Consider the following 23,403-nt stretch of genomic DNA (forward strand, 5'->3'; position numbering starts at 1 on the left):
CGGCTTCGTCACTGTCCGTGACGATGTAATGACGGTAGCCCATCGCGAGCCGGCCGTGGGATTTCTTTCCGGGCCTGTGGATAACTTCGGCCGGGACGGGCGTCGGCAGGTGCGTTGTCAGTGCCGTCTGCTTCCATCGATCTCACGCGGTCGAAGCGATATCGGCTTCGCGCGCTGTGCCGATGGCCGGGGCCGACTCCGGTGCGTCACCGGCACCGGTGGGCAGCAGAAGGGAGGGGAGCGGCGTGGACGACCGTAAACTCGCAGGTCGGGGTGAGGGACAGGCGAGGGGTGCGCACCGGGTGGCAGTGTCCGGGACCGGGCAGTCGCAAAGGGGCCACAGGGCACCAGAGGCAGCAGAGGGGCGAGGGGCGCAGGGAAAGGGCAATGGCATGGCGGAGAACAGGGAGGCGGCGAGCCGGTCGATGCCCGCCGCCGGACCGTCTGCCGCTGCGAGCGCTGCGTTCCGCACCCGCGGTGGTCGGGGAGAGAGGGAAGAGAGAGGGAGGGAGGACGATGCCGTGTTCGCCCGCTGCGCCGCGGTCTTCCTGCCTGCCGAGCCGCCCCGGGCCGGCGGATTCGCCTTCTGGCGGCCGGACGGTGGTCCTCTCCCGATCGTTTCCCCAGCTGTAGGTGTTGGGGGAGGGGCTGTAGGTGTTGGGGGCGGGGAACCGGGCGATGGACTGGCGGCGCCGGGATTCCCCGGTGCGGCGGAGACTGCCGAGCTGACGGTTGCACGTCGGCACGGCAACGGCGCCCGCCGCCGTACGGTCCCCGCCGTGCTGCTGCCACTTGCCGATGCCGTGCCGCTGTTGGCCGGTGCCCGGCACGACCCGGCCGCTCACCCTGCCGCGGCATGCTGGGGCGCGGCCGTCCTGCACGCACTCAACCTCGCCGCCCGCGGCAGACTCCTTCCCGGGCTGACCACCCAGGACACCGATGCGTGGCGCGCCGGCCCGCTGGACCCCGAGGACGTGGCGCACCTCCGGGCCGTCGCCGCAGCCATGCCGCCCGAGGCGTACGCCGTGCCGCTTCCCGGCAGCGGTCCCTTGCAGGTCCACGACCCGGAGCTGCTGGTGAGGGCCCTCGTGGACGCGGTGATGGACGCCCTGCCCCGTACGCCCGCGGCAGCTCACATGATCGGTGCCCCGTTCGCGGCGTCGGCGCCGCAGTACCTGCCCGGCGCGCGTGACTGGGCCGCCGAAGTGGCAGCGGGCGTGGATGCCGGGGTACGGCTGTCGCTGCGGCTCGACCTGGCCGCCCATGGACTTTTCGACCTGCGGGACGAGCCTGGGGCCGGCCTGGGTGGCGCTTCCGAAACGCCTGCCGAGGCCGACTCCGCACCGGCCCATGCCGCTGAAGAGCGCAGTGCCGCGGCCGCCATCCTTCAGGTGCACAGCCTCACGGATCCCACCCTTGTCACCGACGCCGTGCAACTGTGGGAAGGAGAGGGATCCGACCACTTCGGTCCGCGTGCCCGGGTGGACACTCTGCTCGCGCTACGCCGGGCGGCCCGTGTCTGGCCCCCGCTGGCCCGCTTCCTGGAGCGGCCGGTTCCCGACGTCCTCCCCCTGGCCGAGGAGGAGTTGTACGAACTGCTGGGTGAAGCGGCGCCCCGCCTGACGGCCGCCGGGGTCGCCGTGCACTGGCCGAAGGAGCTGGTCCGCGGGCTGACGGCAGCCGCCGTCATCCGCCCGGCACCCGGCTCCGCGGCCGACGGTTTCGGCTTCTTCGACACCGAGAAGCTGTTGCAGTTCCGCTGGCAGGTGGCCCTCGACGGCCTGCCGCTCTCCGAAGCGGAGATGGACACCCTCGCAGAGGCCCACCGGCCCGTGGTGCGGCTGCGTGACCAGTGGGTACTGGTCGATCCGGCGCTCGTCCGCAAGGCGCGCAAACGGGAACTGGGCTACCTGGACCCGGTCGACGCCCTCGCGGTGACGCTGAACGGCACGGCCGAGGTGGACGGCGAAGAGGTCGAGGTGGTGCCGGAGGGCGCCCTCTCCGCCCTGCGCTCCCGCCTGAGTCAGGACGCGCCGGTCCCGCCGCAGCCGGCCGGTCTGCGCGCGACCCTGCGCGACTACCAGCTCCGCGGCCTGGCCTGGCTGGACCGGATGACCTCCCTCGGGCTCGGTGGTTGCCTCGCCGACGACATGGGCCTCGGCAAGACCATCACGGTCATCGCCCTCCATCTCCACCAACGCCCCGCCGACCCGGTCCTCGTGGTCTGCCCGGCCTCCCTCCTCGGCAACTGGCAGCGGGAGATCGAGCGCTTCGCGCCCGGCGTTCCCGTACGCCGCTTCCACGGCACCGGGCGCAGCCTCGAAGATGTCGAGGGCGGTTTCGTCCTGACCACGTACGGCACGATGCGGTCGAGCGCCACCGCACTGGCCGCCCGCGCCTGGGCCTGGGTCGTCGCGGACGAGGCACAGCACGTGAAGAATCCGCGCTCCTCCACGGGCAAGGCCCTGCGCGGGATCAAGGCCCCGTCCCGTATCGCCCTCACCGGAACGCCCGTCGAGAACAACCTGTCCGAGCTGTGGGCCCTCCTCGACTGGACCACGCCCGGCCTGCTCGGCTCCCTGAAATCCTTCCGCGCCCTGTACGCACGCGAGGTCGAGGGCGGTGAGGACCCGGAGGCCGCCGCGCGCCTCGCCAGACTGGTCCGGCCGTTCATCCTCCGCCGCAAGAAGTCCGACCCCGGCATCGCTCCCGAACTGCCGCCCAAGACCGAGACGGACCACCCGGTGGCACTGGGCCGCGAGCAGGCCGCGCTGTACGAGGCCGTCGTCCGCGAAACGCTGGCCAGGATCGAAGCGGCCGAGGGCATCGCCCGGCGCGGCCTGGTGATGAAACTGCTGACGGCCCTCAAACAGATCTGCAACCACCCCGCGCAGTACCTGAAGGAAGCGGCGCCCGGCCTGACGGCCCGCTCCGGCAAACTCGAACTGCTCGACGAACTGCTCGACACGATCCTCGCCGAGGGCGGCGCCACACTGATCTTCACCCAGTACGTCGAAATGGCGCGGCTGCTCGAAAAGCACCTCACCGCCCGCGGCATCGGCAACCAGCTCCTGCACGGCGGCACCCCCGTCAAGCAGCGCGAGGAGATGGTCGACCGCTTCCAGTCGGGCCATACCCCGGTCTTCCTGCTCTCCCTGAAGGCCGCCGGCACCGGACTCAACCTCACCCGGGCCGGCCACGTGATCCACTACGACCGGTGGTGGAACCCGGCCGTCGAGGAACAGGCCACCGACCGGGCGTACCGCATCGGCCAGACCCAGCCGGTCCAGGTCCACCGGCTCATCGCCGAAGGCACGGTCGAGGACAACATCGCCGAACTGCTCACCGCCAAACGGGCCCTTGCGGACGCGGTCCTCTCCGGCGGCGAGACCGCCCTCACCGAACTGACCGACGCCCAGCTCGCCGATCTCGTCTCCCTGAGGAGGGCCGCATGAGCCGCCGCCCCCGCCCCCTTCCCGGAGACGGTGCCGACCGCTTCGCCCACGGCCGTGCCCCGGCTTCCGGCGCGCACACGCCCCTGTCCGCCCGTCCGGGCCGCGGCGCCGCACCGGACCGCCCGGCGCGCATGGACCGCTCCGACCGCTCGCGTACGTTCCCGCCCCTCCCGCGGCACTCCGGCGCCCGAGGACAGTTCGCCGCATCGTGGTGGGGGAGCGCCTGGCTGGACGCACTGGAGGCCACGGCCCTGGACAGCGCTCGCCTCGCCCGCGGCCGTACGTACGCGAGCGACGGCAACGTCGACACGATCAACATCACCCCCGGACGCATCGCCGCCACCGTACGGGGCAGCAGGCCGCGCCCGTACAACGTGGTGATCCGCCTACAGGAACTTTCCGCCGGTGAGTGGGCCGATCTGCTGGACACCATCGCCGCCGAACCGGCCCAGCTCACCGCGCTTCTGGCCAAGGAACTGCCACGCGCCGCAGCCGAGGCGGGCGTACGCCTGCTGCCCGGTCCGGACGACCTCGTACCGCGCTGCTCCTGCCCTGATTACGGCAACCCCTGCAAGCACGCTGCCGCCGTCTGCTTCCAGGTGGCGCGGCTGCTGGACGCCGACCCGTTCGTCCTCCTCCTCATGCGCGGCCGCGGCGAACGCGAACTTCTCGACGAACTGTCCCGCCGCAACGCGACGCTCACGGCGCGCGAATCCCGCAGCGCCCGGCCGGTGTCGCCGCAGGCTACCGAGCCGCTGTCCGGGGCCCGGGCCGACGCACGCGCGGCGGCTGCCGCCGCGGCCAATGCCGCGAGGGGCGCGATTGCTCCGGAGGACGGTGAGAAGGCCCAGTTCAGGGCCGGTTCGGAAGCCGTTACGGACACCACGTACCGTGAGGCTTCGGCGCCGGTGGCTGCGGCTGAGGGGGCGCGTCCGTCGCGCGGCGTGCTCGCCCGTGCTGCTCTGGCCGACCGGCTGCTGCCGCCCCTTCCGCCGCCCTTGCCCCTTCCGTCACATCCTGGACAGGTTCATGCCCTTCCGGATGCCGACGGCCTTCCGCTGGACGCGGCAGCCCTGGAATTCCTGGCCACCGATGCCACGGCCCGCGCACACGCCTACCTGACCGCCCTACAGGCCGACGTTCCGACAGCGCCGGACGGTGCCACGGCCCCCAGGCCCACGCTTGCGGCCGGAACGGCACCTGCGGCCAGATCGGCACCTGCGGCCAGGCCGATACCTGCGGCCGGACCGGATCTTCCACCGGCGACCGGCCTGACCGGACCGTCCCCCTTCCCTGCCCTCACGCCCTGGCAGGACGGCATCCGGCTGGCCGCCACCGCCCACCCCACCGCCGGCCTGACCTCGGCCACCCGGGCGCTCTACCGTGACCTCGCCGCCGCCACCGGCCGCACCGTGACGGACGTGGCGCGCGCCGTAGCCGCCTGGCGCCAGGGCGGCCTCGAAGGACTGGCCCTGCTCGACACCACCTGGAATCCGCCGGCCGGTGACTTCGACCGTGCCCGCAGTGCCCTGACAGCCGCCGACCTTCCAGCCCTCCGCCCCCGGCACAACCACCTCACCGACCCCGTCCGCGGCATCCAGCTCCGCTTCGGCCACGACAACCGCTGGTATCCCTATGAATCCGACCCCGGTACCGAGGACTGGTGGCCCACCGGCCGCGCCGACGCCGACCCCGTAGGGGCCCTCACCGCGCTGCTCGGCCAGTGACCTAACCTCGGGGCCGTGGAAGGTCTCGACACACTCACCCGCTCCCTCGCACAGCGCACCCCCGGAGAGCTGGCCGCCCTGCTCACCTGCCACGCGGAACCCCTGTCCCGCCGGCCCGCGCCCACCCGGCTCCGGGAACTGGCCACCGCCCTGTGGTCGTACGAAACCCTCCACCACACCGTCCTCCACCTCGACCATCCCCGTCTCCAGCTCCTCGCCGCCACCGCCCGCATCAGCCAGGACCTGGCCCGGCGCGCCGCCCCCGTGCCCGCGGCCCCCACCGCCGGAGCCGACTACCAGTCGCTGATGGCCCACCGGCTGTCGTTCCCGGACCTCGCCGCCGAACCGGTCCCGGCGGACGAGGTGTACCGGGCCCTCGGCGCCACCGTTCCCGGCCCGGCCCGCGACGCCGTGACCGTCGCCCTGGATCTCCTCTACGAGGACGGACTCGCCGCCCCCACCGAAGACGGCGCGATCGTGGTCCCGCCCCGCATCCCGCAGCTCCTGGCCGCCCACGACCTGGGCCCTTTCGCCCCCGTCGCTCCGGAACCGCCCGCCGCTGAGGCCGCCTCCCGGCAGACCGGTGCCGTCACCGCCTCCGTCCAGGCCGAAACCCAGGCCGCCGCCTCCGCCCTCGCCGCCACTCTGGACCGCCTGCTCGCCTCACTCGCCACCCAGCCCGCGGCCCTCCGCAAGACCGGCGGACTGGCGCTGCGAGAGATCAAACGCCTGGCCAAGGCGGCCGGTACAACCGAAGCCCGGGCCCGTCTCCTGCTCGACCTCGTCCTCGCCGCCGATCTCATCGCGCTGACCCGCACCCCCGCCGGCATCACGGCGGTGCCTACAGACGCGTACGACGACTGGCTGGCGATGTCCCCTGGTGAGCGACTCGCTCCGGTTCTGACCGCTTGGACGACGCTCTGGTCCATTCCGACGTACACCCCCTTCGGCGAAACGCCCACGGCCCTGGTGCGCGGCGAAGACCGGCACGCCCCGGCTCTGCGCCATGCCCTCCTCGCAGCGCTGTCCACCGCACCGGCCGACACCCCGGGCCACCAGCCGGACCTGTCCGCTCTCCTCGATGCCGCGGCCTGGCACCGCCCGCTGGCCGTCAGCGACGAACCACTGGCCGAGGACCGCGCCACCCACATCCTCGACGAGGCCGCCTTCCTCGCCCTCACCGCACACGGCGCGCTCACTCCCCTGGGACACGCCCTCCTCGCGACATCCCCCGGAGAACCAGAACCCCTTGACGACGCCCTCCGCAACCTCCTGCCGCCACCCCTCCAGCAGGCCCACTTCCAGGCGGACTTGACCGCTGTCGTGCCGGGCCCGCCGTCCGCGGCGCTCGCCGGGCTGCTGAACTCGGCCGCCGACCGGGAATCCGAAGGGCACGCCGTGACCTGGAGATTCACCCCCGCTTCCGTACGCCGCGCCCTCGACTCGGGCCACGAGGCCACGGCCCTCCTCGACGCCCTCAGCGAGGCGTCGGCCGCCGGTCCCCTGCCGCAGCCCCTGACCTACCTCGTCCAGGACGCCGCTCGCGCCCACGGCCGGATGCGGGTGCTGCCGGCGGGCTGCTGCATCCGCTCCGACGACGAAGCACTGCTCCGCGAACTCGCCGCCCACCGCGCCCTTCAGGCCCTCGACCTGCGCGCCATCGCCCCCACCGTCCTCGTCAGCGCACAACCACCTGCCGCGACCCTCGGAGCGCTCCGCGGCGCCGGTTACGCCCCCGCACTCGAATCCGAAACCGGCACGGCATCCGTCGAACGCGTCCCCCGCCAGCGCGCCGCCCGCGCCGGTGTCGGCTCGTCCGGCCAGGTCAGCAAGCACCTCGCACTTGCCCGGCGACTTCTGGCGGGGTGACCGACGGTGCGGGAACCGTCGACTGTCAGTGGGGTCAAGTAGCTTTGGTGAGCAGGAAGTCGAAGAGGGGAAGAAGACGAGAACGAGGAAGCGACGGGCGCCGTGCGGACGCGATCGGTACGGGGCTGCTGTGTGAGGCGCCTGGAATGAGCCGGCAAGGGCGGTGAAGGCTTCACCACCGCTCGACCACGGCCCGGTCTGGGCAAAAAGCGGAACTTCTCCTTACCGTCTTACCGTGGCAACGACGCACGACCGTACGTCTCGTACGGCTGAAACAAGGGGGGGCCGATGGACGCGGAGTTGACAGCACTCGCCACGGCGGGGGCGACAGCGCTGGTGCAGCAGATGGTGACGGAGGGATGGACGCAGGCCCGGCAGCGCATGGCGGCGTTCTTCTCGCGGCGCCGGGACGGCGGCGAGGAAGAAGCTCTCGAAGGGGAGCTGGAGGTGTCGCGCTCGGAGCTGGTGGCGGCGCAGCGCAGCGGTGACGAGGAAGGCGCGGCCGACGTGGCGGCCGAGTGGCGGGTGCGGCTGCGGCGCGCGTTGCGGGACGACCCGGCCGCGGCCGAGGAACTACGGCGGCTGCTGGCCGAGCTGCGGCCCGACGCGGGTCCCCGGGCCGAGGTGGGAGAGGTGCACAACATCATGAGTGGCGTGGTGACGCACGGGACGGTCATCCAGGCCGGGGTGATCTCCGAACTCGACCAGCGGAACGTCGGGACCACGGAGAGGCCCGCTCGTGGCTGACACGGGGCCCGGCGGCCCGCCCGCGCCCGGCCCCATGGCGAGGGCCCGGGAGGCCGTCAGTACGCGCAACGACATCAGCGGGACGGTGTACGGAGCCGCCGTACAGGCGCACAGCATCGGCATGCTGACGATCCAGGAGGCCGCGCCGGCGATCGTGCCGGGCGCCCCGGTGCCCCGGACACTGCCCCCGGGCACCCGCCACTTCGTCGACCGGGACTCCGTACTGGCCGAGGTGGCGGGGTTATTGGACGAGGCGCTGCCCGCCGGCGGAACCGAAGCCACGGAGGGCGGCGGTGCGCCTCTCGTCGTCGTCCTCTGGGGCCCGGGCGGCGTGGGCAAGACGGCCACCGCACTGCGCCTGGCCGCCGCGCTGCGGAGCCGCTTCGAGGAAGGCCAGTTGTACGCCAATCTGCGCGGCGCCTCCGCGGCCACGGCGGTCACGCCGTCCGAAGTGCTGCTGCGCTTCCTGCGCGACCTCGGCGTGCACCCGGAATACGTACCGGCGGACCAGGACGCACAAGAGAGCGTCTTCCGCACCGTCACGGCGGAACGACGCCTGCTCACCGTGCTGGACGACGCCCATTCGGCCGCCCAGGTAAGGCCGTTGCTGGCTGCCTCCCCGTCCTCCCTGGCCATCGTGACCAGCCGTACGGACCTCGGCCGCTTGGTCGTCGAGTACGGCGCTCATGTCATACGGCTCGGACCGCTCGGCACGCCCGACGCGGTGGGACTGCTCGCCCGCCTGGGCGGTACGGGCCCCGGAGTCGAGGCGGTCGCGCGACGGTGCGGCGGGATGCCCCTCGCGCTGTGCGCGATCGGGGCGCGGGCCGCCGGAGCGCCACAACCGGACTGGGAGCTGCTGGAGCGCGAGATGGCTATGAGTGGAGGAGCCGACGACACACGCGGAGGCGAGTCGTCCATGCGTGACAGGGCCGGTGAGCAGGAGGCGTCGGCTGACGCGGCGGACGAGCCGATGCGCGGCGCGATGGACGTCTCGTACGGGAACCTGTCGCAGGCCGCGGCCAAGCTGTTCCGGCTGGCGAGCCTGCGGCCGTGGCGGCATGTGACACCCGGCGCCGCCGCAGCCGCCGCCGGCATCTCCCAGGACGAAGCGAGCACCCTGCTCGCCGAACTGGCCGCTGCCCGGCTGCTGGAGGAAATCCCTGGCCAGGCGCACTACCGGTGCCACGACCTGTGGCGGCAGTACGCGGAACGGCACGCGCTGGCGGAGGACGGAATAGCCGGCGCGGCGGCAGCGGTCCGCCGGACGCTGCTCTGGTACCTGCGCTCCGCAGCGGCAGCCGACGCGTGTGTACTGCCCGGCCGCTGGCATCTCTCACCGGCTTACGCGCGGCTGGTGGGACGGCCCGCCGCGTACGAGAACGGCCGCAGCGCCCTGGCCTGGCTGCGGGACGAGCGGGAGAACCTCGCGGAAGCGGTGCGGGCCGCGGCCGACCACGGGCTCGACGAACTGACGTGGCAACTGTGCGAGGCCATGTGGGGGCTGCACCTGCGGCTCGGCTTCCACCAGCAATGGATCTCCACCCACCGGCTCGGTGTGCAGGCCGCGGCGCGCTGTGCGGAGGAATGCCCCGAAGCCGAAGGACGGATGCGCACCCAGCTCGGCTTCGCCTACCTGGGCCTCGCGGAGTACGGGCAGGCACAGGTTCAGTTCGAGGAGGCTGCCGCCGCCGACCGGTGTGCCGGGCACATACGGGGCGAGGCCACCGCGGTCGAATCGCTGGGGCTGCTGCATCTCAAGCAGGAGCGGTGGGCCGACGCCGCCGAGTGCTTCCGGACGGCCCGCGGGCTGGCCCGGCAGGTCGGAGACCCACGGGCGCTGGCCCTGCTCGAACACCATCTGGGGCGGTCACTTCAGGGCATGGGCCGCCACGAAGAGGCGATCGGGCAGCTGGGCCATGCCCTGGAGCTGATGCGTGCGCTGCCCGATCCGTACAACGAGGCGCGTGTGCTGATGAGCCTCGGGCGGACGCTGATCGACGCCGGGCGTGCGGAGGCGGCCGACGAGCCGCTCGGCCGGGCCGCGACGGTCATGGCGTCGGAAGGCTCGGTGGTCCAGCAGGCCGACCTCGCGGAGCTGCGCGCCGACCGGGCCCACCGGACCGGGGACACCGAGGCGGAGATCCGGTGCCTGGAGGAGGCGCTGGCCCTCCATGAGAGGACGGGAGCGCCCAGGACCGGTGCCGTACGGGCCCGGCTGGAGGGGTTGGAGCGGTTGGAGCGGAGAGAAGCTGCCGGGAAGGAAACCGGCCGGAGGGAAGCCGGTGGGCTCGGCCAGGAGAGGGCTGAGGAGGTGCCGGAAGAGGTCAGCGGGGAGGAGTGATCGTCACCTGGAGGTGATGGAGGGCGTCGCCCGTCACCACGGTCAAGCCGTCGAGGAGGTCTTCGAGGGGCCTGCCTCGCTCGTACCAGGCGTAGAGGGCCGAGGCGTACACGGCCGGATCGCACCGGTCGTGGTGCCCGTCCGGGCCGGGTGCCGCCGTGAGCGTCACGAGGCGGCCATCCGGTATCCGTACGAGACAGGTGTCCGGTGCGGTGACGCACGCGGCCATCGCGCAGTGCCGGTTGCGGTGCATGGCGTCCTGTGTCCATGCCGCGGGCTCGGGCTGGGAGTCGTGGAGCACCAGGTCGGCCAGGGACAGCCGGGTGGCGTCCGGCACGTCTTCGTGGACGGCTGTATGGGATGCGACCGGGTGTGCGGGCTGGGGCGCGGTCTGTCCGGCGAACAGGGGCCCGGGCGCCGCCGCGGACGGTTCCGGGTGCGCGTGCGGGCCAGGGCCGTCCGCGTAACGGGTGACCGTTACCTCGGGCGGGGCGGTAGGACGGCGGTCGTACACGCGGGTCAGGACCCGGAGGGGAGTGAGGAGTGGTGTGGCGGGTGGGACAACGGTGGGCCCGTCCCCGTAGGCAGGGGCGGGGAGACGCGGCAAGTAGGCGGGAGGGCTGGGTTCGGGCAGGCCCATGAGGCCGTAGAAGGTACGGCGGAGCAGGGCGGCCGAGGCGCCGGGGGAGGAACTGGCCAGGGCGGCGAGCTGGGCGTACCGGTCCGGGTGGTGTTCCTTGAGCAACTCGTCGAGCTGGGGGAGCAGCGGCTCGTACGGGCGTAGCCGAGGGGCCGTGCGGCCCAGTTCGGCGACGGGCGAGGCCGGGTCGAGGTCCTGCTCCGGGAACGCGCCGAGAAGGACGGGCGTGCCGATGGCGGCCGCGTAGTACGTCACGCTGCCGTGGTCGCCGATGACGGCGTCGGCCGCGGCCAGGGCCTGCCGCCAGGGGCCCAGCGGAGGTACGACGGTCAGCCCGGCGTGCTCGGCGTGCCGCAGCCAGGCACGTACCTGGCCGGGGCCGTGTCCGTGCCAGATATTCGGATGCAGGACGGCGCAGCGGCGGTAGCCGTCGACGGGCAGTTCGCGGGCGAGGCCGTCCAGGAGCCAGGGGAGGATGTCGTTGGCGTCACCGAACAGGGAGCGCGGCCCCCAGGTGGAGTTGATGACGACGAGGCGCTGACCTGCGGCCACGCCGAGTGCGCGGCGGAAGGTGTCGCGGTGGGGGAGTGCGGCCAGCAGGCGGTCGAAGCACGGGTCGCCGGCGAGCACGGCGGTACGGGCAGCAGGCGGACAGGCGCGGCGGAGGCGGGTGAGCTGCTCGGGGTGGGAGAGGACGGTCGCCGTCGCGAGGGGCTCACCGTCCCGCAGCAGCCACTCCGGCGAGAGCCCAAAGACCGGCGCCTGCCCAGAAACCGGGTCCGGTGTCCGGTGTCCGGTGTCCGGTGTCCGGTGTCCGGTGTCCGGTGTCCGGTGTCCGGTGTCCGGTGTCCGGTGTCGAAAGTCTCTTATTGTAGCCAATGCCGTGTGAGAGGATGGCCAACTTCCCCTGAATCTTGTGGAGTTCGCCACCGTAACTGGCGCTGATCGCCAGTGCAACCGGAGTTTCGGCAGCCTGATCCCACGGCAGGACGGGCAGCCCGGCATCCGCCAGCAGTTCCGGTACGCCATGCAGATAGGGCGACGAACCCGTACAGGTGGCCAGGCATTGAACGCGTGGATCGGCGTCGAACAGGGGGAGGACGTCCAGCAGGCGAGTGGCGGACGTGACGTTGTGGACCACGAACAGGACCCGTGCCGCATCGGCCCGGGTAGACCACTTCGGCCCTTCCGGACCGACCGGCACCCGCAGCCACCGCTGCCCGTCCGCTACCGCTTCCCCCACGCGCCTCACCCTTCAGCCCTGGCTCGACCGGCCACCCTAGTTCCTTGTCGACAGCCCAGGTCCAGCCGGTCGGCTCTGACCGGTGTGCTCGTCCGGCCGGCCTGCCCGGCAGAATGAAGGAGTGCGGCTCGAAGCAATCACCTGGGACCGGCTGACCGACGCGCTGGCCGAGCGCATCGGATCGACGGCGGCGGCGGACGGCGGGCCCTGGCTGCGCGTCGCGATCGACGGGCCGCCGGCCGCCCGGACGGCGGAGGCCACCGAGCGGCTGGCGGAAGCACTACGGCTGCGCGGCAGACCCGTACACGTCGTCGCGGCCGATGGCTTCCTGCGCCCCGCCTCCCTGCGCCTGGAGTACGGGAAGGAGGACCCCGACGCTTATTACGACGAGTGGTTCGACCGGCAGGCGCTCTGGCGGGAGGTGTTCACCCCGCTCGACCCGGGCGGTACGGGCCGGGTGCTGCCGGACCTGTGGGACCCGCGGACGGACCGGGCCACCCGCAGCCCGTACACCGAGCTGCCGCCGGGCGGTGTGCTGTTGTTGCACGGTCCGCTGCTGTTCGGCCACTGGTTCCCCTTCGACCTGTCGGTCCACCTGAAGCTGTCGGCCGCCGCGCTGGCCCGCCGCACGCCGAAGGAGCAGCGGTGGACGCTGCCGGCCTTTGCGCGGTACGAGGACGAGGTGCGGCCCGAGGAGGCCGCCGACATCGTCGTGAAGGCGGATGATCCGAACCGGCCGGCGTGGAACGGGAACGGATGAGCGGGCGGCTACGGACGGCTACGGGTGACTACGGGCGGCCGCGGTCGGCTCTGTTGCCGTCGAGAAGTGCTGTTCTACTGGAGGGCTGCTGTTGAGTGGTGTCCCTCCAGGACAGCATCTGATGGTCCCCCTTTCTGAAGACCCTACGGCCTGGCACTGACAACTGGATGCGGCAGCCGCCTGTCGGCAGACAGCAGACAGCAGACAGCAGACGGCAGACAGCAGACAGCAGACGGCAGACGGCAGACAGCAGACGGCAGACGGCAGGCCGCGGGCGGCGGGGGCGGGCGGCGGGCTTTGGTCCGGCCGGGGCATGGTGGTCGTCGGGTATGAGGGGTGATTGGGGAAGTGGGCGCGGGGGTGGGGAGCGGGGGCTAGCGTGATTCCGGACGTTCCGTGTGGGAAGCCGGGAGGGGCGCTGCGCGTGGAGGACATCGGCTGGGACGCGGGCGTGGCGGAGTGGCTGAATCCGCCGCCGGAAGTGCTGCGGGAGGGCGGGCCGTCCGGTGGTGGGCCACTGGTCGTCACGGCCGCCGAGGGGAGCGACTTCTGGCGGCGGACCGGTTACGGCTTCGTCCGGGACACCGGCCATGCCCTGCTGAGGCCGTTCCCCGTGGACTCGGCCGTCGAGGTGTCCTTCATCGCCGCTTTCGACGAGCTGTACGACCAGGCCGGGGCGATGGTGCGGGTGGACGCCCGCACCTGGGTCAAGGCCGGGGTGGAAATGAGCGACGGCGCCGCGCAGTTGGGCGCGGTGGTCACCCGCGAGTGGTCGGACTGGTCGCCGGCGCCCGTACCGGCGTGGGCGGGGCGCGAGGTCACGGTGCGCGTCAGCCGAAGCGGCGACGCGCTGACCGTACGGGCGCGGCGCGAGCAGGAGCCGTGGCGCCTGGTGCGGCTGGCGCCGCTCGCCCCGGACGCCCGGGCGTCCGCCGGGCCGTTCTGCTGCTCGCCGCAGCGGGCGGGCCTGACCGTGCGGTTCACGCGCTTCGCCGCGGGACCGGCCGACGCGTCACTGCACTACCCGTAAGGGCCAGGGGCGCGCGGGGCCGTGGCCGCGTCAGGCATCCGCCAGGGCGAGCAGCTTCGTCACCGTGTTCCAGTTGCGGGCCGTGGCCGTCACGCCGAGCCGGGCGCGGGAGACGGCGTCCGCGAGCTTGGAGCGTCCCATGCCGTCCGGGCACCACAGGTACAGCTCGCGGCCGATCAGCCGGAGCCGGTCCGGGGCGTACGCGCCGGAGTCCAGCGCTTCCAGCGGGGACGGGTCGGCGGGGGCATCGGACAGGAACGTCACGTGGAGGGTCTTGGGTTCCGCCACGGCCTGCGGGAAGGGGTTGGCCGCGACGGCGGCGGCCAGCTCGTCGCGCGTCCGGACCACCGCGGGGACCGGGAATCCCAACTCTTCGGCGATCCGGGTCTCGATACGGCGGGCGGTCTCCTCGGGCGGAGTGCCGGGGTCGGCGAAGACGATGTTGCCGGTCTGGAGGAGGACCGTCACGTCCCGGTGGCCCAGGGACGCGAACAGCTCGCGCTGCTGCGCCATGGGGAACCTGTTGTGACCTCCGACGTTGATGCCGCGGAGGAGGGCGATCTGGCGGGACATGACGGGCGGGCGCCTTTCGTGCGGAGGGACGGGCGGAGGGCGGGGCCGGTGAGGAGGCCGCCCGCCTTCAGAAGAGGGGCTGCGGAAGGACGCCTTCCAGGGCCAGCAGCCGGCGTTTGGTCTCCAGGCCGCCGCCGAAACCGCCGATGCCGCCGTCGCTCGCCACCACCCGGTGACAGGGCACGACGACCGGCAGCGGATTGGAGCCCATGGCCGCGCCCACCGCGCGGGCGGCGCCCGGCTCCCCGACCCGGTCGGCCAGGTCCTGGTAGCCGACCACCGCGCCGTACGGGACGTGGGCGGCCAGCTCGCGCAGCACCCGCTCGTTGAAGCCGCCGGACAGCGACCAGTCCAGGGGGACGGTGAAAGACCGCAGGCCGCCGCCGAAATACCGGGTCAGCTCGTCGGCCGCGGTGGTCAAGTGGGGTATCTCCGGCAGCGGTTCACGGCCGAACGCCTGCCGCAGGCGGCTCAGTGACCGGCGGACGACCCGCTCGTCGGAGTGGAAGGCGACCAGCGCCAGCCCGGTGCGGGTCGCCGCGAGCAGCAGCGGGCCGATGGGGGTGTCCAGCACGCGCCAGGCCCAGTCGCGCGGCTCCCGCTCCCCGCGCGGCGCTTCCTGTTCGGGCAGCTCCGCGGGGCCCGGGCCCTCCTGCTGCCCGGCCCGGCCACCCTGCCGATCCCGCTCTGTGTTCGTCACGGAATCAGCCTATGGCCCGCCACTGACAACGCCCCCGGAACCGGCTCCCGGGGGCACTGTCAGCGGCGGCCATGGGCCGTAGGGCCATAGTCAGGGGCCGGTCAAGGGGGCGGGGGGGGCTCCCCGCGCCGCGCCGCGGGGAGCGCCGCACTACCGGCGGGCGGTCTTCTCCAGGGCGTCGCGGACGACGTCCGGCTTGTTGCTGATGATGCCGTTCACGCCGTTCGCGGCGGCCTTGACCGCGTTGGCGGCGTCGTCGACGGTCCAGGTGAAGACCTCCAGCGGGCGGCCGTGCGGGCCCTTCACCTTGTGCACGGACGCGACGTACCGGGCGTCGATCGACTTGTACTGCGGGTTGATCTGGTCGGCGAACGCCGCGTACTTGGGCAGTTCGGCGACGGCGGGTGTGCCGAGGAAGCCCGTCTTGACGTCGGGACGCAGACTGTGCACCTTCTTCACCGAGTCGGCGCTGAAGCTCTGCACGATCAGCCGGTGCTTGACGTGATGGCGGTCCAGCCAGCCGTCCTCGCGCAGCTCCTTGAGGATCTGCCGCTCGATGCCGGGGTACAGCTCGGGTGCCTTGATCTCCAGCAGGAGGTTCTGGTCATTGTCCTCGACCGTCTCCATGTAGTCCTCCAGCGTCGGAATGCGCTCGCCGGAGAACTTCGGGCCGAACCAGCTGCCGGCGTCCAGCTTCTCGATCTCGTCGAGGGTGAAGTCGGCGACGCTCCAGGGGGCACGGTCCGGGAAGACCTGCTCGACATCGGTGGTCCGGGCGAGCGAGGTGTCGTGGAGGATGACCAGTTCGCCGTCCTTGGTGCGCTGGACGTCGTTCTCCACCCACGCGAAACCGAGGTCGGCCGCCGCGTCGACGGCGGCAAGCGTGTTCTCGGGCGCGTAGGCGGAAGCACCCCGGTGGGCAACGGTCACCACTCTGCGGTGACCGTCCGCGGTCTGGGCGCCCGCGGCGGGAAGCAGGGACACGGTCAGGCCCACGAGCACACCGGCGACAGTGGCGACGGAGCGGAAACGCATGCGGACTCCTTGTGACGACGGGGAGGCGGGCGCGTACGGGCCGGGCCCGGCATGGGCCCGCACCGGAGCGAGGAGGAGCCGCGGCCCCGGCCGGAGCGGGCCGGGAACGGAGCCGGGACCCCCACGGTGAACGAGGTGGATTCGGGGTGGGACGCGCAGAGGGTCGCAGTCGGGACGTACCGGAAGACAGGCGCCGGATGGACAGAAACTGAACGAGAAGTGTCCTGTGACCCGTGTTTGAACGCCTGGATCGCGTGATCTCCTCAAAAAGCACGCAACATACGCACGCGCCGGACCCGTCCCAGGGCGTGGAGCCCCGGCCTCCGCGCCCACCGGCCGGGATATCGGCCCGCCCGGCCCCGTCGGCCGGTTCTGGTCTTGCGCCCGCCGCGCCACGGCCCCCGGCCACCCCCGCGCGGGCCCGCCGCCGGCCGCCGCACCCCGCCGTTCCCGCCGGCGGAACCGCTGGTCGGAGCGTTTTCCGGCCGGTTGTCAGTGGGGAGTCGTACGGTTGATGACATGCGGCCCGTTTCCAAGATCGAACGCACGGTGGCGCCCTTCGAGGTCGTCAGCCCCTATCAGCCCAGCGGCGACCAGCCGGCGGCCATCGCCGAGCTCGCGCAGCGCGTCAGCGGTGGTGAGAAGGACGTCGTCCTGCTCGGCGCGACCGGTACCGGCAAGTCGGCGACCACCGCGTGGATGATCGAGAAGCTGCAGCGCCCCACCCTCGTCATGGCGCCCAACAAGACCCTCGCGGCGCAGCTCGCCAACGAGTTCCGCGAGCTGCTGCCCAACAACGCCGTCGAGTACTTCGTCTCCTACTACGACTACTACCAGCCCGAGGCGTACGTCCCGCAGTCGGACACCTACATCGAGAAGGACTCCTCGATCAACGAGGAGGTCGAGCGGCTGCGCCACTCCGCGACGAACTCCCTGCTCACACGGCGGGACGTGGTCGTGGTCGCCTCGGTGTCCTGCATCTACGGCCTGGGCACGCCCCAGGAGTACGTGGACCGCATGGTGCCGCTCAAGGTCGGCGACGAGATCGACCGCGACCAGCTGCTGCGCCGCTTCGTCGACATCCAGTACACCCGCAACGACCTGGCCTTCACCCGCGGCACGTTCCGCGTCCGCGGCGACACCATCGAGATCTTCCCGGTCTACGAGGAGCTGGCCGTCCGCATCGAGATGTTCGGCGACGAGATCGAGGCGCTGTCCACCCTCCACCCGCTCACCGGCGAGGTGATCAGCGAGGACCAGCAGCTGTACGTCTTCCCGGCCAGCCACTACGTCGCCGGACCCGAGCGCATGGAGAAGGCCATCGCCGGGATCGAGGCGGAGCTGGCCGAGACCCTGGCCACGATGGAGAAGCAGGGCAAGCACCTGGAGGCCCAGCGGCTGCGCATGCGCACGACCTACGACATCGAGATGATGCGCCAGGTCGGCTCCTGCTCCGGCATCGAGAACTACTCGATGCACATGGACGACCGGGCGCCCGGCACCGCCCCCAACACCCTCCTGGACTACTTCCCCGACGACTTCCTCCTGGTCATCGACGAGTCGCACGTCACCGTCCCGCAGATCGGCGCGATGTACGAGGGTGACGCCTCCCGCAAGCGCACCCTGGTCGAGCACGGCTTCCGGCTGCCGTCCGCCCTCGACAACCGGCCGCTGAAGTGGGAGGAGTTCCTGGAGCGCGTCGGCCAGACCGTCTACCTTTCGGCGACGCCCGGCTCGTACGAGCTCGCGCGCTCCGACGGCTATGTCGAACAGATCATCCGTCCGACCGGCCTGGTCGACCCCGAGGTGATCGTCAAGTCCACCGAGGGCCAGATCGACGACCTGGTCCACGAGATCCGTACGCGCACGGAGAAGGACGAACGCGTCCTGGTCACCACCCTCACCAAGAAGATGGCCGAGGACCTGACCGACTACTTCGTCGAGCTGGGCATCCAGGTCCGCTACCTGCACAGCGACGTGGACACCCTGCGCCGCGTCGAGCTGCTGCGGGAGCTGCGGGCCGGTGAGTACGACGTCCTGGTGGGCATCAACCTGCTGCGGGAGGGCCTCGACCTGCCCGAGGTGTCGCTGGTGGCGATCCTGGACGCCGACAAGGAGGGCTTCCTGCGCTCGGGCACGTCCCTGATCCAGACCATCGGCCGGGCCGCCCGTAACGTCTCCGGCCAGGTCCACATGTACGCGGACAAGATCACCCCGGCGATGCGCAAGGCCATCGACGAGACCAACCGCCGCCGGGAGAAGCAGCTCGCGTACAACAAGGAGAACGGCATCGACCCGCAGCCGCTCCGGAAGAAGATCGGCGACATCGTCGCGACCCTCGCGCGCGAGGAGATCGACACCCAGGAGCTGCTGGGCACGGGCTACCGCAAGACGGCCGACGCCAAGGACGCCAAGGGCAAGGCGCCGGTGCCCGCCCTGGGCGGGAAGGCGGCCAAGGGCAAGGCCGCGAAGGGCGGCGCCGCGCCCACCGACCGGCCCGCCGCCGAACTGGCCGAGCTGATCGAGGAGATGACCAACCGGATGCGGGCCGCCGCGGCGGAGTTGCAGTTCGAGGTGGCCGCCCGGCTGCGCGACGAGGTCGGCGAACTGAAGAAGGAACTGCGGCAGATGAAGGAGGCAGGGTTGCGCTGAGGGGGCGCGGGGGACGGGGGACGGGACAGACGAAGGGCGCCGAGGCGTACGGCGACGGGGCGCCGAGGTGAGGGAAGCCGCCTCGGCGGACCGGGGTGAGGCGCTGCGCTTGGGTCTCGCCTCGGCGTACTGCGGCGAGAAAAGCCGTCTCGGCATACCGCACCGAGGCGACTTCCTGCTCCTCGGTGCGGCAGGTCCTGCTGCTCAGCGAGGTCGAGGGGCTCAAGAGAGACGGGAGGATCAAGAGGTCGAGGGACTCAAGAGGCCGAGGGGGCAGGAAGTCGGCCGGTGCGGTCGTCTGCGACCTGCTCCTCGGCGAGGCGCTGCCCCGTATCGCGTGCCGTACCGCCTGCCGTATCGCGTCGGGCGTGGCTGTGTTGCAGGAACGCCACAAAGCGTGGGGTAGGTGCGTGCCGGAGGCGGGCCGTGCGTAGGGTCGGGGCAGGCCGTCGGGGAGGCGGCAACGGGGAGCACGGAACGAGAGGGGACAGCACGTGTCGGTCAACTTGTCCAAGGGACAGGGCATCAGTCTGGCGAAGTCGGACGGGGGGACGCTGACCGCGGTGCGGATGGGGCTGGGCTGGCGTTCGGCGCCCCGTCGCGGCCTGTTCGGGTCGCGCACCCGGGAGATCGACCTCGACGCCTCGGCCGTGCTGTTCGCCGACAAGCAGCCGCTGGACGTCGTCTTCTTCCAGCACCTGATCAGCGACGACGGATCGGTGCGGCACACCGGCGACAACGTGGTCGGTGGCGCGGGGCAGGGCGGTGACGACGAGGCGATCCTCGTGGACCTGGCGCGGGTGCCGGTGCACATCGACCAGATCGTGTTCACGGTGAACTCCTTCACCGGCCAGACCTTCGCCCAGGTGCAGGACGCTTTCTGCCGTCTGGTCGACGAGACCACCGGCCAGGAACTGGCCCGCTACACCCTCACCGGCGGCGGTGACTACACCGCGCAGATCATGAGCAAGGTGCACCGCTCCGGCAACGGCTGGCAGATGACCGCGATCGGCGAACCGGCCCACGGCCGTACGTTCAAGGACGTCGTCCCGGCGATACTGCCGTACCTGTAAGCACGCACCAGGCCCCGCCGGCGGGCGGGCGCACGGAACAACACGGGGGAACGACGATGACGGCCGAGCTTGTCCGCGGGCAGAACCACCCACTGGACCGGTCCCGTTTGGAGATCAGGATCGCGGCGGGCGGGCCCGTCGTCGCGGGCGTGACGCTCGCCGGCGGACAGGGCACGCTCGCGGGCGCCGAGGCGGTCGCCCACCCGGGCGCGCCGCGGCGTACCGGCATCGAAGTTCCCCGGCAGGCCGCCGCCGAGCACCGGATAGCGGTGGATCTCGACGCGCTGCCCGCCGAGGTGCACCGGGTCAGCGTGCTGCTCGCGCTGCCCGTCGGCATCGGCGGCCCGGTGGCCTTCGGAGCCGCGGCGGCGCCGTTCGTCGCCGTCACGGGCCTCGACGGAGCGGGCATCGTCAGTTACACCCTCACCGGCCTCGGTGCCGAATCGGCCGTCGTCGCGCTGGAGTTGTACCGCAGGCAGGGTGCCTGGAAGGTGCGGGCCGTGGGGCAGGGGTACGCGGGCGGGCTCGCGGCGTTGCTCCAGGACCAGGGGCTGCCGCAGGCCGCCGAACTGGCCGCGGAGATCCATGAAGCGGTACGCGACGGCCAAGCGCGCTCGGTACCGGCACCCACCACAGCCCGGAACGCCGACCGCCCCGACGCCTCCCACGCGGACGCCACCCACCTGGACGCCACCCACCCGGACGTCAACCGCCCCGACGCCCCCCACTCGGACACCGTCGGCCCCGACACCGATCCCGACACCCGTACCACCTCCAGCACCGGCCCCATCGACTACCGGCACCCCAAGCGCCGTTCCACGCACCCGCAGCCGCACCAGGACGCCCCCGCGACGCCTGCATCCGCCCCCGTACCCGCCGTGTCCGCACCCGGCGAGGCGCGGCCCGCCTCCGCCCCCGCTCCCATCGCCGGTGACGCCCCCGGGCGGACCGCCGACGAGCGGCTCTACAACCAGATCTGGGGCATGTTCGAGGATCTGGCGCGGACGGTCGCCGCCTACCGCAGCGCCATGGACTTCGCCCAGTCCCGCCTCGCGAAGGAACTCGACGCCGTCAACGCCGACCCGCGCAACCGTGTCGGGCCCGCCGCCGACGCCGCGCGGGCCGCCGCGCACGACAAGCACGCCCGCCTCGCCGCCCAGGCCCGCGAGGTGCTCGACCGGGACGTGGCCCAGCTCACCGCCGAGGCCGAGGTCGTCGAGCCCGCGCTGCCGCCCGCCCTCGCCTCCTGGGGCAGCCCCGCCTGGCACGGCTACCAGGTGCCGGGCGAGTACCCGGCCGCGGTCCGGCTCGGCGACCTGCGCCTGCCGGAGTGCCCGGACCTGCGCATCCCCATGCTCGTACGGCTGCCGATGAACCGCGGCCTGTGGATCGACAGCGGACAGCCGGAGACGTTCCGGCACGCGGGCGCGTCCGACGACGCGTTCGCGGGTTTCGCGCCGGACGACTTCGGCGACGCCCCGGAGAGCGGCGAGCCGCTGGACGCGGCGGAGGTACGGCGCCGGGCGATGGACACCGCCGTCACGCTCGCCGCCCGGCTGCTGGCCGCCCACCCGGCCGGTGAACTCACCCTCCAGGTCATCGACCCGGCCGGCGCGGCGGCGCCCGCGCTGGCACCGCTGGTGGCGACGGGCGCGCTCCGTGAGCCCCCGGCCACCGGCGCGCAGGGCGTGGCCGCGGTGCTCGGTGAACTGACCCGGCGCGTGGACCTCGTACAGATGGCGGTCCGCAACCAGGCCGCCGAGTCGCTGCCGCCGGACCTGGACACGGCGGAACAGCTGGTGATCATCCACGACTTCCCGCACGGCTTCGACGACCGCGCGGTCAACCAGCTCCGCTACCTGGCGGACGAGGGCCCGTCGGTCGGCGTGCACCTGATGATGGTCGCCGACCGGACGGAGGCACGGGAGTACGGGCCGGTGCTGGACCCGCTGTGGCGTTCTCTGCTGCGCATCACGCCGGTGCCGGACACCCACCTCGCCGACCCCTGGGTCGGGCACGCCTGGACGTACGAGCCGTCGCGCGTACCGGAGGGCAGCCAGGTGCTGCGGCGGGTCCTGGGCGATCTGGCCGATGCCCGGCGGGCGCGCGGCCACACCCGTACGCGGGAGCGCTGACTGCCCGGGGTCCGCGGGGCGTGCCTCGCCGCCGGGCCACGCTCCGGCCCGCTCCACCCCCGACCCGCCCCCGCTTCCTCCCGCCCTTACCTCGCCCTGACCAGCTCATTTACCCAAACCTTTACTATCCCTTGCCTTTCCTTTACCCTTCAAGTGCGGAGGGGAGTATTCCTGCGCGACGTTCCCGTCATCACGGATCGGACCACTGACAAGATCCCGGGGCGTCGGCCCGATCTCGGGGAGCGCCACCAACGCTCCCGGGTGGAAGAGACCTCCGGCAGCGACGACGCTGTGAGTGCCGTACGACTCTGCCGGAGGAGAAGTGACCGTTTCCCTGACCCTGTGGGTGCTGACCATTGTCGGTCTGTGCGCCCTGATCACCGCCGACTTCTTCATCGGCGGCCGCAAACCGCACGAGGTCTCCATCAAGGAGGCCGGTGTCTGGACGGCCGTCTGGATCACCCTCGCCGCGCTCTTCGGGCTCGGACTGCTCGTCTTCGGCGGCGGGCAGCCGGCCGGTGAGTTCTTCGCCGGCTTCATCACCGAGAAATCGCTGAGCGTCGACAACCTCTTCGTCTTCGTCCTGATCATGGCGAAGTTCGCGGTGCCGACGATCTACCAGCAGCGGGTGCTGATGATCGGTGTGCTGATAGCGCTCGTGCTGCGCGCCGGATTCATCGGCGCGGGCGCCGCGATCATCGCCAACTTCTCGTGGGTCTTCTACATCTTCGGCGCGTTCCTCATCTGGACGGCCTGGAAGCTCATCCAGGAGGCCCGCGCCGAGGAGCAGGACGAGGACTACGAGGAGAACCGCTTCCTGAAGATGGTCGAGAAGCGGTTCCCGTCGACCGACCGGTACCACGGCACCAAGCTGTTCATCACCGAGAACGGCAAGCGCCTGATGACGCCGATGCTGATCGTCATGCTGGCGATCGGCACCACCGACGTGCTGTTCGCGCTGGACTCGATCCCCGCGATCTTCGGCCTCACCCAGGACCCGTACATCGTCTTCACCGCCAACGCCTTCGCCCTGATGGGGCTGCGGCAGCTGTACTTCCTCATCGGCGGCCTGCTGAAGAAGCTGGTGCACCTCTCGTACGGCCTGTCGATCATCCTCGGGTTCATCGGCGTGAAGCTGGTGCTGCACGCCCTGCACGAGTCGGGCGTGAGCGTTCCGGAGATCAGCATTCCGGTCTCGCTCGGTGTCATCTGCGCCGTCCTCGTCGTCACGACGATCACGAGCCTGCGGGCCTCGAAGAAGCAGGCACGCGCGGAGGCGGCGGCTGCCGGAGCCGAGGAAGACACCAAGGACGCCATAGACGCCTGACCGCCGGCCGCCTGACCGGACCCCGGCGGCTGCACCATCGCCAGCGCGTACACACGCACACACAGAAAGGCCCCGCGGACTCGCCGCGGGGCC

At 72.1% G+C, this 23,403-nt stretch carries 16 protein-coding genes; 11 read left to right on the top strand and 5 right to left on the bottom strand.

What is annotated here, in order from left to right; genetic code table 11:
• Positions 1 to 425 precede the first annotated feature (425 nt).
• From ACH4FX_RS15855 to ACH4FX_RS15875, 5 genes are all read left to right on the top strand, one after another.
• The gene (locus tag ACH4FX_RS15855) at positions 426 to 3,455 is read left to right on the top strand and encodes an SNF2-related protein (RefSeq protein WP_398479488.1); all 3,030 of its coding nucleotides are present in this window, start codon (positions 426 to 428) and stop codon (positions 3,453 to 3,455) included.
• The gene (locus ACH4FX_RS15860) at positions 3,452 to 5,182 is read left to right on the top strand and encodes an SWIM zinc finger family protein (RefSeq protein WP_398479173.1); all 1,731 of its coding nucleotides are present in this window, start codon (positions 3,452 to 3,454) and stop codon (positions 5,180 to 5,182) included. The genes ACH4FX_RS15855 and ACH4FX_RS15860 overlap by 4 nt, the downstream gene beginning before the upstream one ends.
• A 15-nt stretch (positions 5,183 to 5,197) precedes the next feature.
• On the top strand, positions 5,198 to 7,051 hold the full coding sequence (locus ACH4FX_RS15865; RefSeq protein ID WP_398479175.1) for a helicase-associated domain-containing protein: 1,854 nt from the start codon (positions 5,198 to 5,200) through the stop codon (positions 7,049 to 7,051).
• Positions 7,052 to 7,339: 288 nt separating this feature from the next.
• A complete protein-coding gene (locus ACH4FX_RS15870) occupies positions 7,340 to 7,798 on the top strand; it encodes a hypothetical protein (RefSeq protein WP_398479176.1) in 459 nt (152 codons plus the stop codon).
• Entirely contained in the window at positions 7,791 to 10,142 is a 2,352-nt protein-coding gene (locus ACH4FX_RS15875; RefSeq protein WP_398479177.1) for a tetratricopeptide repeat protein, read from the top strand. The genes ACH4FX_RS15870 and ACH4FX_RS15875 overlap by 8 nt, the downstream gene beginning before the upstream one ends.
• On the opposite strand, the gene ACH4FX_RS15880 is transcribed toward ACH4FX_RS15875, so the two are convergent.
• Positions 10,126 to 11,412, bottom strand: coding sequence for a hypothetical protein (locus tag ACH4FX_RS15880; protein ID WP_398479179.1), 1,287 nt, complete (start codon positions 11,410 to 11,412; stop codon positions 10,126 to 10,128). The two genes, ACH4FX_RS15875 and ACH4FX_RS15880, sit on opposite strands and share 17 nt — an antisense overlap.
• A gap of 85 nt (positions 11,413 to 11,497) precedes the next feature.
• Positions 11,498 to 12,025, bottom strand: coding sequence for a hypothetical protein (locus ACH4FX_RS15885; RefSeq protein WP_398479181.1), 528 nt, complete (start codon positions 12,023 to 12,025; stop codon positions 11,498 to 11,500).
• 121 nt (positions 12,026 to 12,146) lie between these two features.
• On the opposite strand from ACH4FX_RS15885, the gene ACH4FX_RS15890 reads away from it, so the two are divergent.
• The gene (locus ACH4FX_RS15890) at positions 12,147 to 12,785 is read left to right on the top strand and encodes a uridine kinase (protein WP_398479183.1); all 639 of its coding nucleotides are present in this window, start codon (positions 12,147 to 12,149) and stop codon (positions 12,783 to 12,785) included.
• Positions 12,786 to 13,218: 433 nt separating this feature from the next.
• Positions 13,219 to 13,815 (top strand): DUF1349 domain-containing protein, encoded by a 597-nt coding sequence (locus tag ACH4FX_RS15895; RefSeq protein WP_398479490.1) that lies wholly within the window; start codon positions 13,219 to 13,221, stop codon positions 13,813 to 13,815.
• A gap of 30 nt (positions 13,816 to 13,845) precedes the next feature.
• On the opposite strand, the gene ACH4FX_RS15900 is transcribed toward ACH4FX_RS15895, so the two are convergent.
• The 3 genes from ACH4FX_RS15900 to ACH4FX_RS15910 all read right to left on the bottom strand — a co-directional run bounded on the left by ACH4FX_RS15900 (position 13,846) and on the right by ACH4FX_RS15910 (position 16,123).
• On the bottom strand, positions 13,846 to 14,388 hold the full coding sequence (locus tag ACH4FX_RS15900) for a DUF1697 domain-containing protein (RefSeq protein WP_398479185.1): 543 nt from the start codon (positions 14,386 to 14,388) through the stop codon (positions 13,846 to 13,848).
• Between the two features lie 67 nt (positions 14,389 to 14,455).
• A complete protein-coding gene (locus ACH4FX_RS15905) occupies positions 14,456 to 15,088 on the bottom strand; it encodes a methylated-DNA--[protein]-cysteine S-methyltransferase (RefSeq protein ID WP_398479187.1) in 633 nt (210 codons plus the stop codon).
• A 150-nt stretch (positions 15,089 to 15,238) separates the two neighbouring features.
• Positions 15,239 to 16,123, bottom strand: a complete 885-nt coding sequence (locus tag ACH4FX_RS15910) for a glycerophosphodiester phosphodiesterase family protein (RefSeq protein ID WP_398479189.1) — start codon at positions 16,121 to 16,123, stop codon at positions 15,239 to 15,241.
• A gap of 519 nt (positions 16,124 to 16,642) precedes the next feature.
• Here ACH4FX_RS15910 and uvrB point away from each other — a divergent pair.
• From uvrB to ACH4FX_RS15930, 4 genes are all read left to right on the top strand, one after another.
• A complete protein-coding gene (gene uvrB / locus ACH4FX_RS15915) occupies positions 16,643 to 18,775 on the top strand; it encodes an excinuclease ABC subunit UvrB (RefSeq protein WP_398479191.1) in 2,133 nt (710 codons plus the stop codon).
• 494 nt (positions 18,776 to 19,269) lie between these two features.
• Positions 19,270 to 19,848 carry a TerD family protein gene (locus ACH4FX_RS15920; RefSeq protein WP_398479192.1) on the top strand — a complete coding sequence of 193 codons (579 nt, stop codon included), beginning with the start codon at positions 19,270 to 19,272 and terminating at the stop codon, positions 19,846 to 19,848.
• 56 nt (positions 19,849 to 19,904) lie between these two features.
• Positions 19,905 to 21,983 carry a TerD family protein gene (locus ACH4FX_RS15925; RefSeq protein WP_398479194.1) on the top strand — a complete coding sequence of 693 codons (2,079 nt, stop codon included), beginning with the start codon at positions 19,905 to 19,907 and terminating at the stop codon, positions 21,981 to 21,983.
• A gap of 322 nt (positions 21,984 to 22,305) precedes the next feature.
• Complete coding sequence (locus ACH4FX_RS15930) at positions 22,306 to 23,310, top strand: TerC family protein (RefSeq protein ID WP_398479196.1); 1,005 nt, start codon at positions 22,306 to 22,308, stop codon at positions 23,308 to 23,310.
• Positions 23,311 to 23,403 lie beyond the last annotated feature (93 nt).

Source organism: Streptomyces sp. NPDC018019 (assembly GCF_044327805.1).
Classification (GTDB): Bacteria; Actinomycetota; Actinomycetes; order Streptomycetales; family Streptomycetaceae; genus Streptomyces.

What these genes read in the sequence shown, in the direction of transcription:
- ACH4FX_RS15855 (WP_398479488.1), top strand. Translation starts at nt 426, where the DNA reads ATGCCCGCCGCCGGACCGTCTGCCGCTGCGAGCGCTGCGTTCCGCACC.
- ACH4FX_RS15860 (WP_398479173.1), top strand. Translation starts at nt 3,452, where the DNA reads ATGAGCCGCCGCCCCCGCCCCCTTCCCGGAGACGGTGCCGACCGCTTC.
- ACH4FX_RS15870 (WP_398479176.1), top strand. Translation starts at nt 7,340, where the DNA reads ATGGACGCGGAGTTGACAGCACTCGCCACGGCGGGGGCGACAGCGCTG.
- ACH4FX_RS15900 (WP_398479185.1), bottom strand. Translation starts at nt 14,388, where the DNA reads ATGTCCCGCCAGATCGCCCTCCTCCGCGGCATCAACGTCGGAGGTCAC.
- ACH4FX_RS15910 (WP_398479189.1), bottom strand. Translation starts at nt 16,123, where the DNA reads ATGCGTTTCCGCTCCGTCGCCACTGTCGCCGGTGTGCTCGTGGGCCTG.
- uvrB (WP_398479191.1), top strand. Translation starts at nt 16,643, where the DNA reads ATGCGGCCCGTTTCCAAGATCGAACGCACGGTGGCGCCCTTCGAGGTC.
- ACH4FX_RS15925 (WP_398479194.1), top strand. Translation starts at nt 19,905, where the DNA reads ATGACGGCCGAGCTTGTCCGCGGGCAGAACCACCCACTGGACCGGTCC.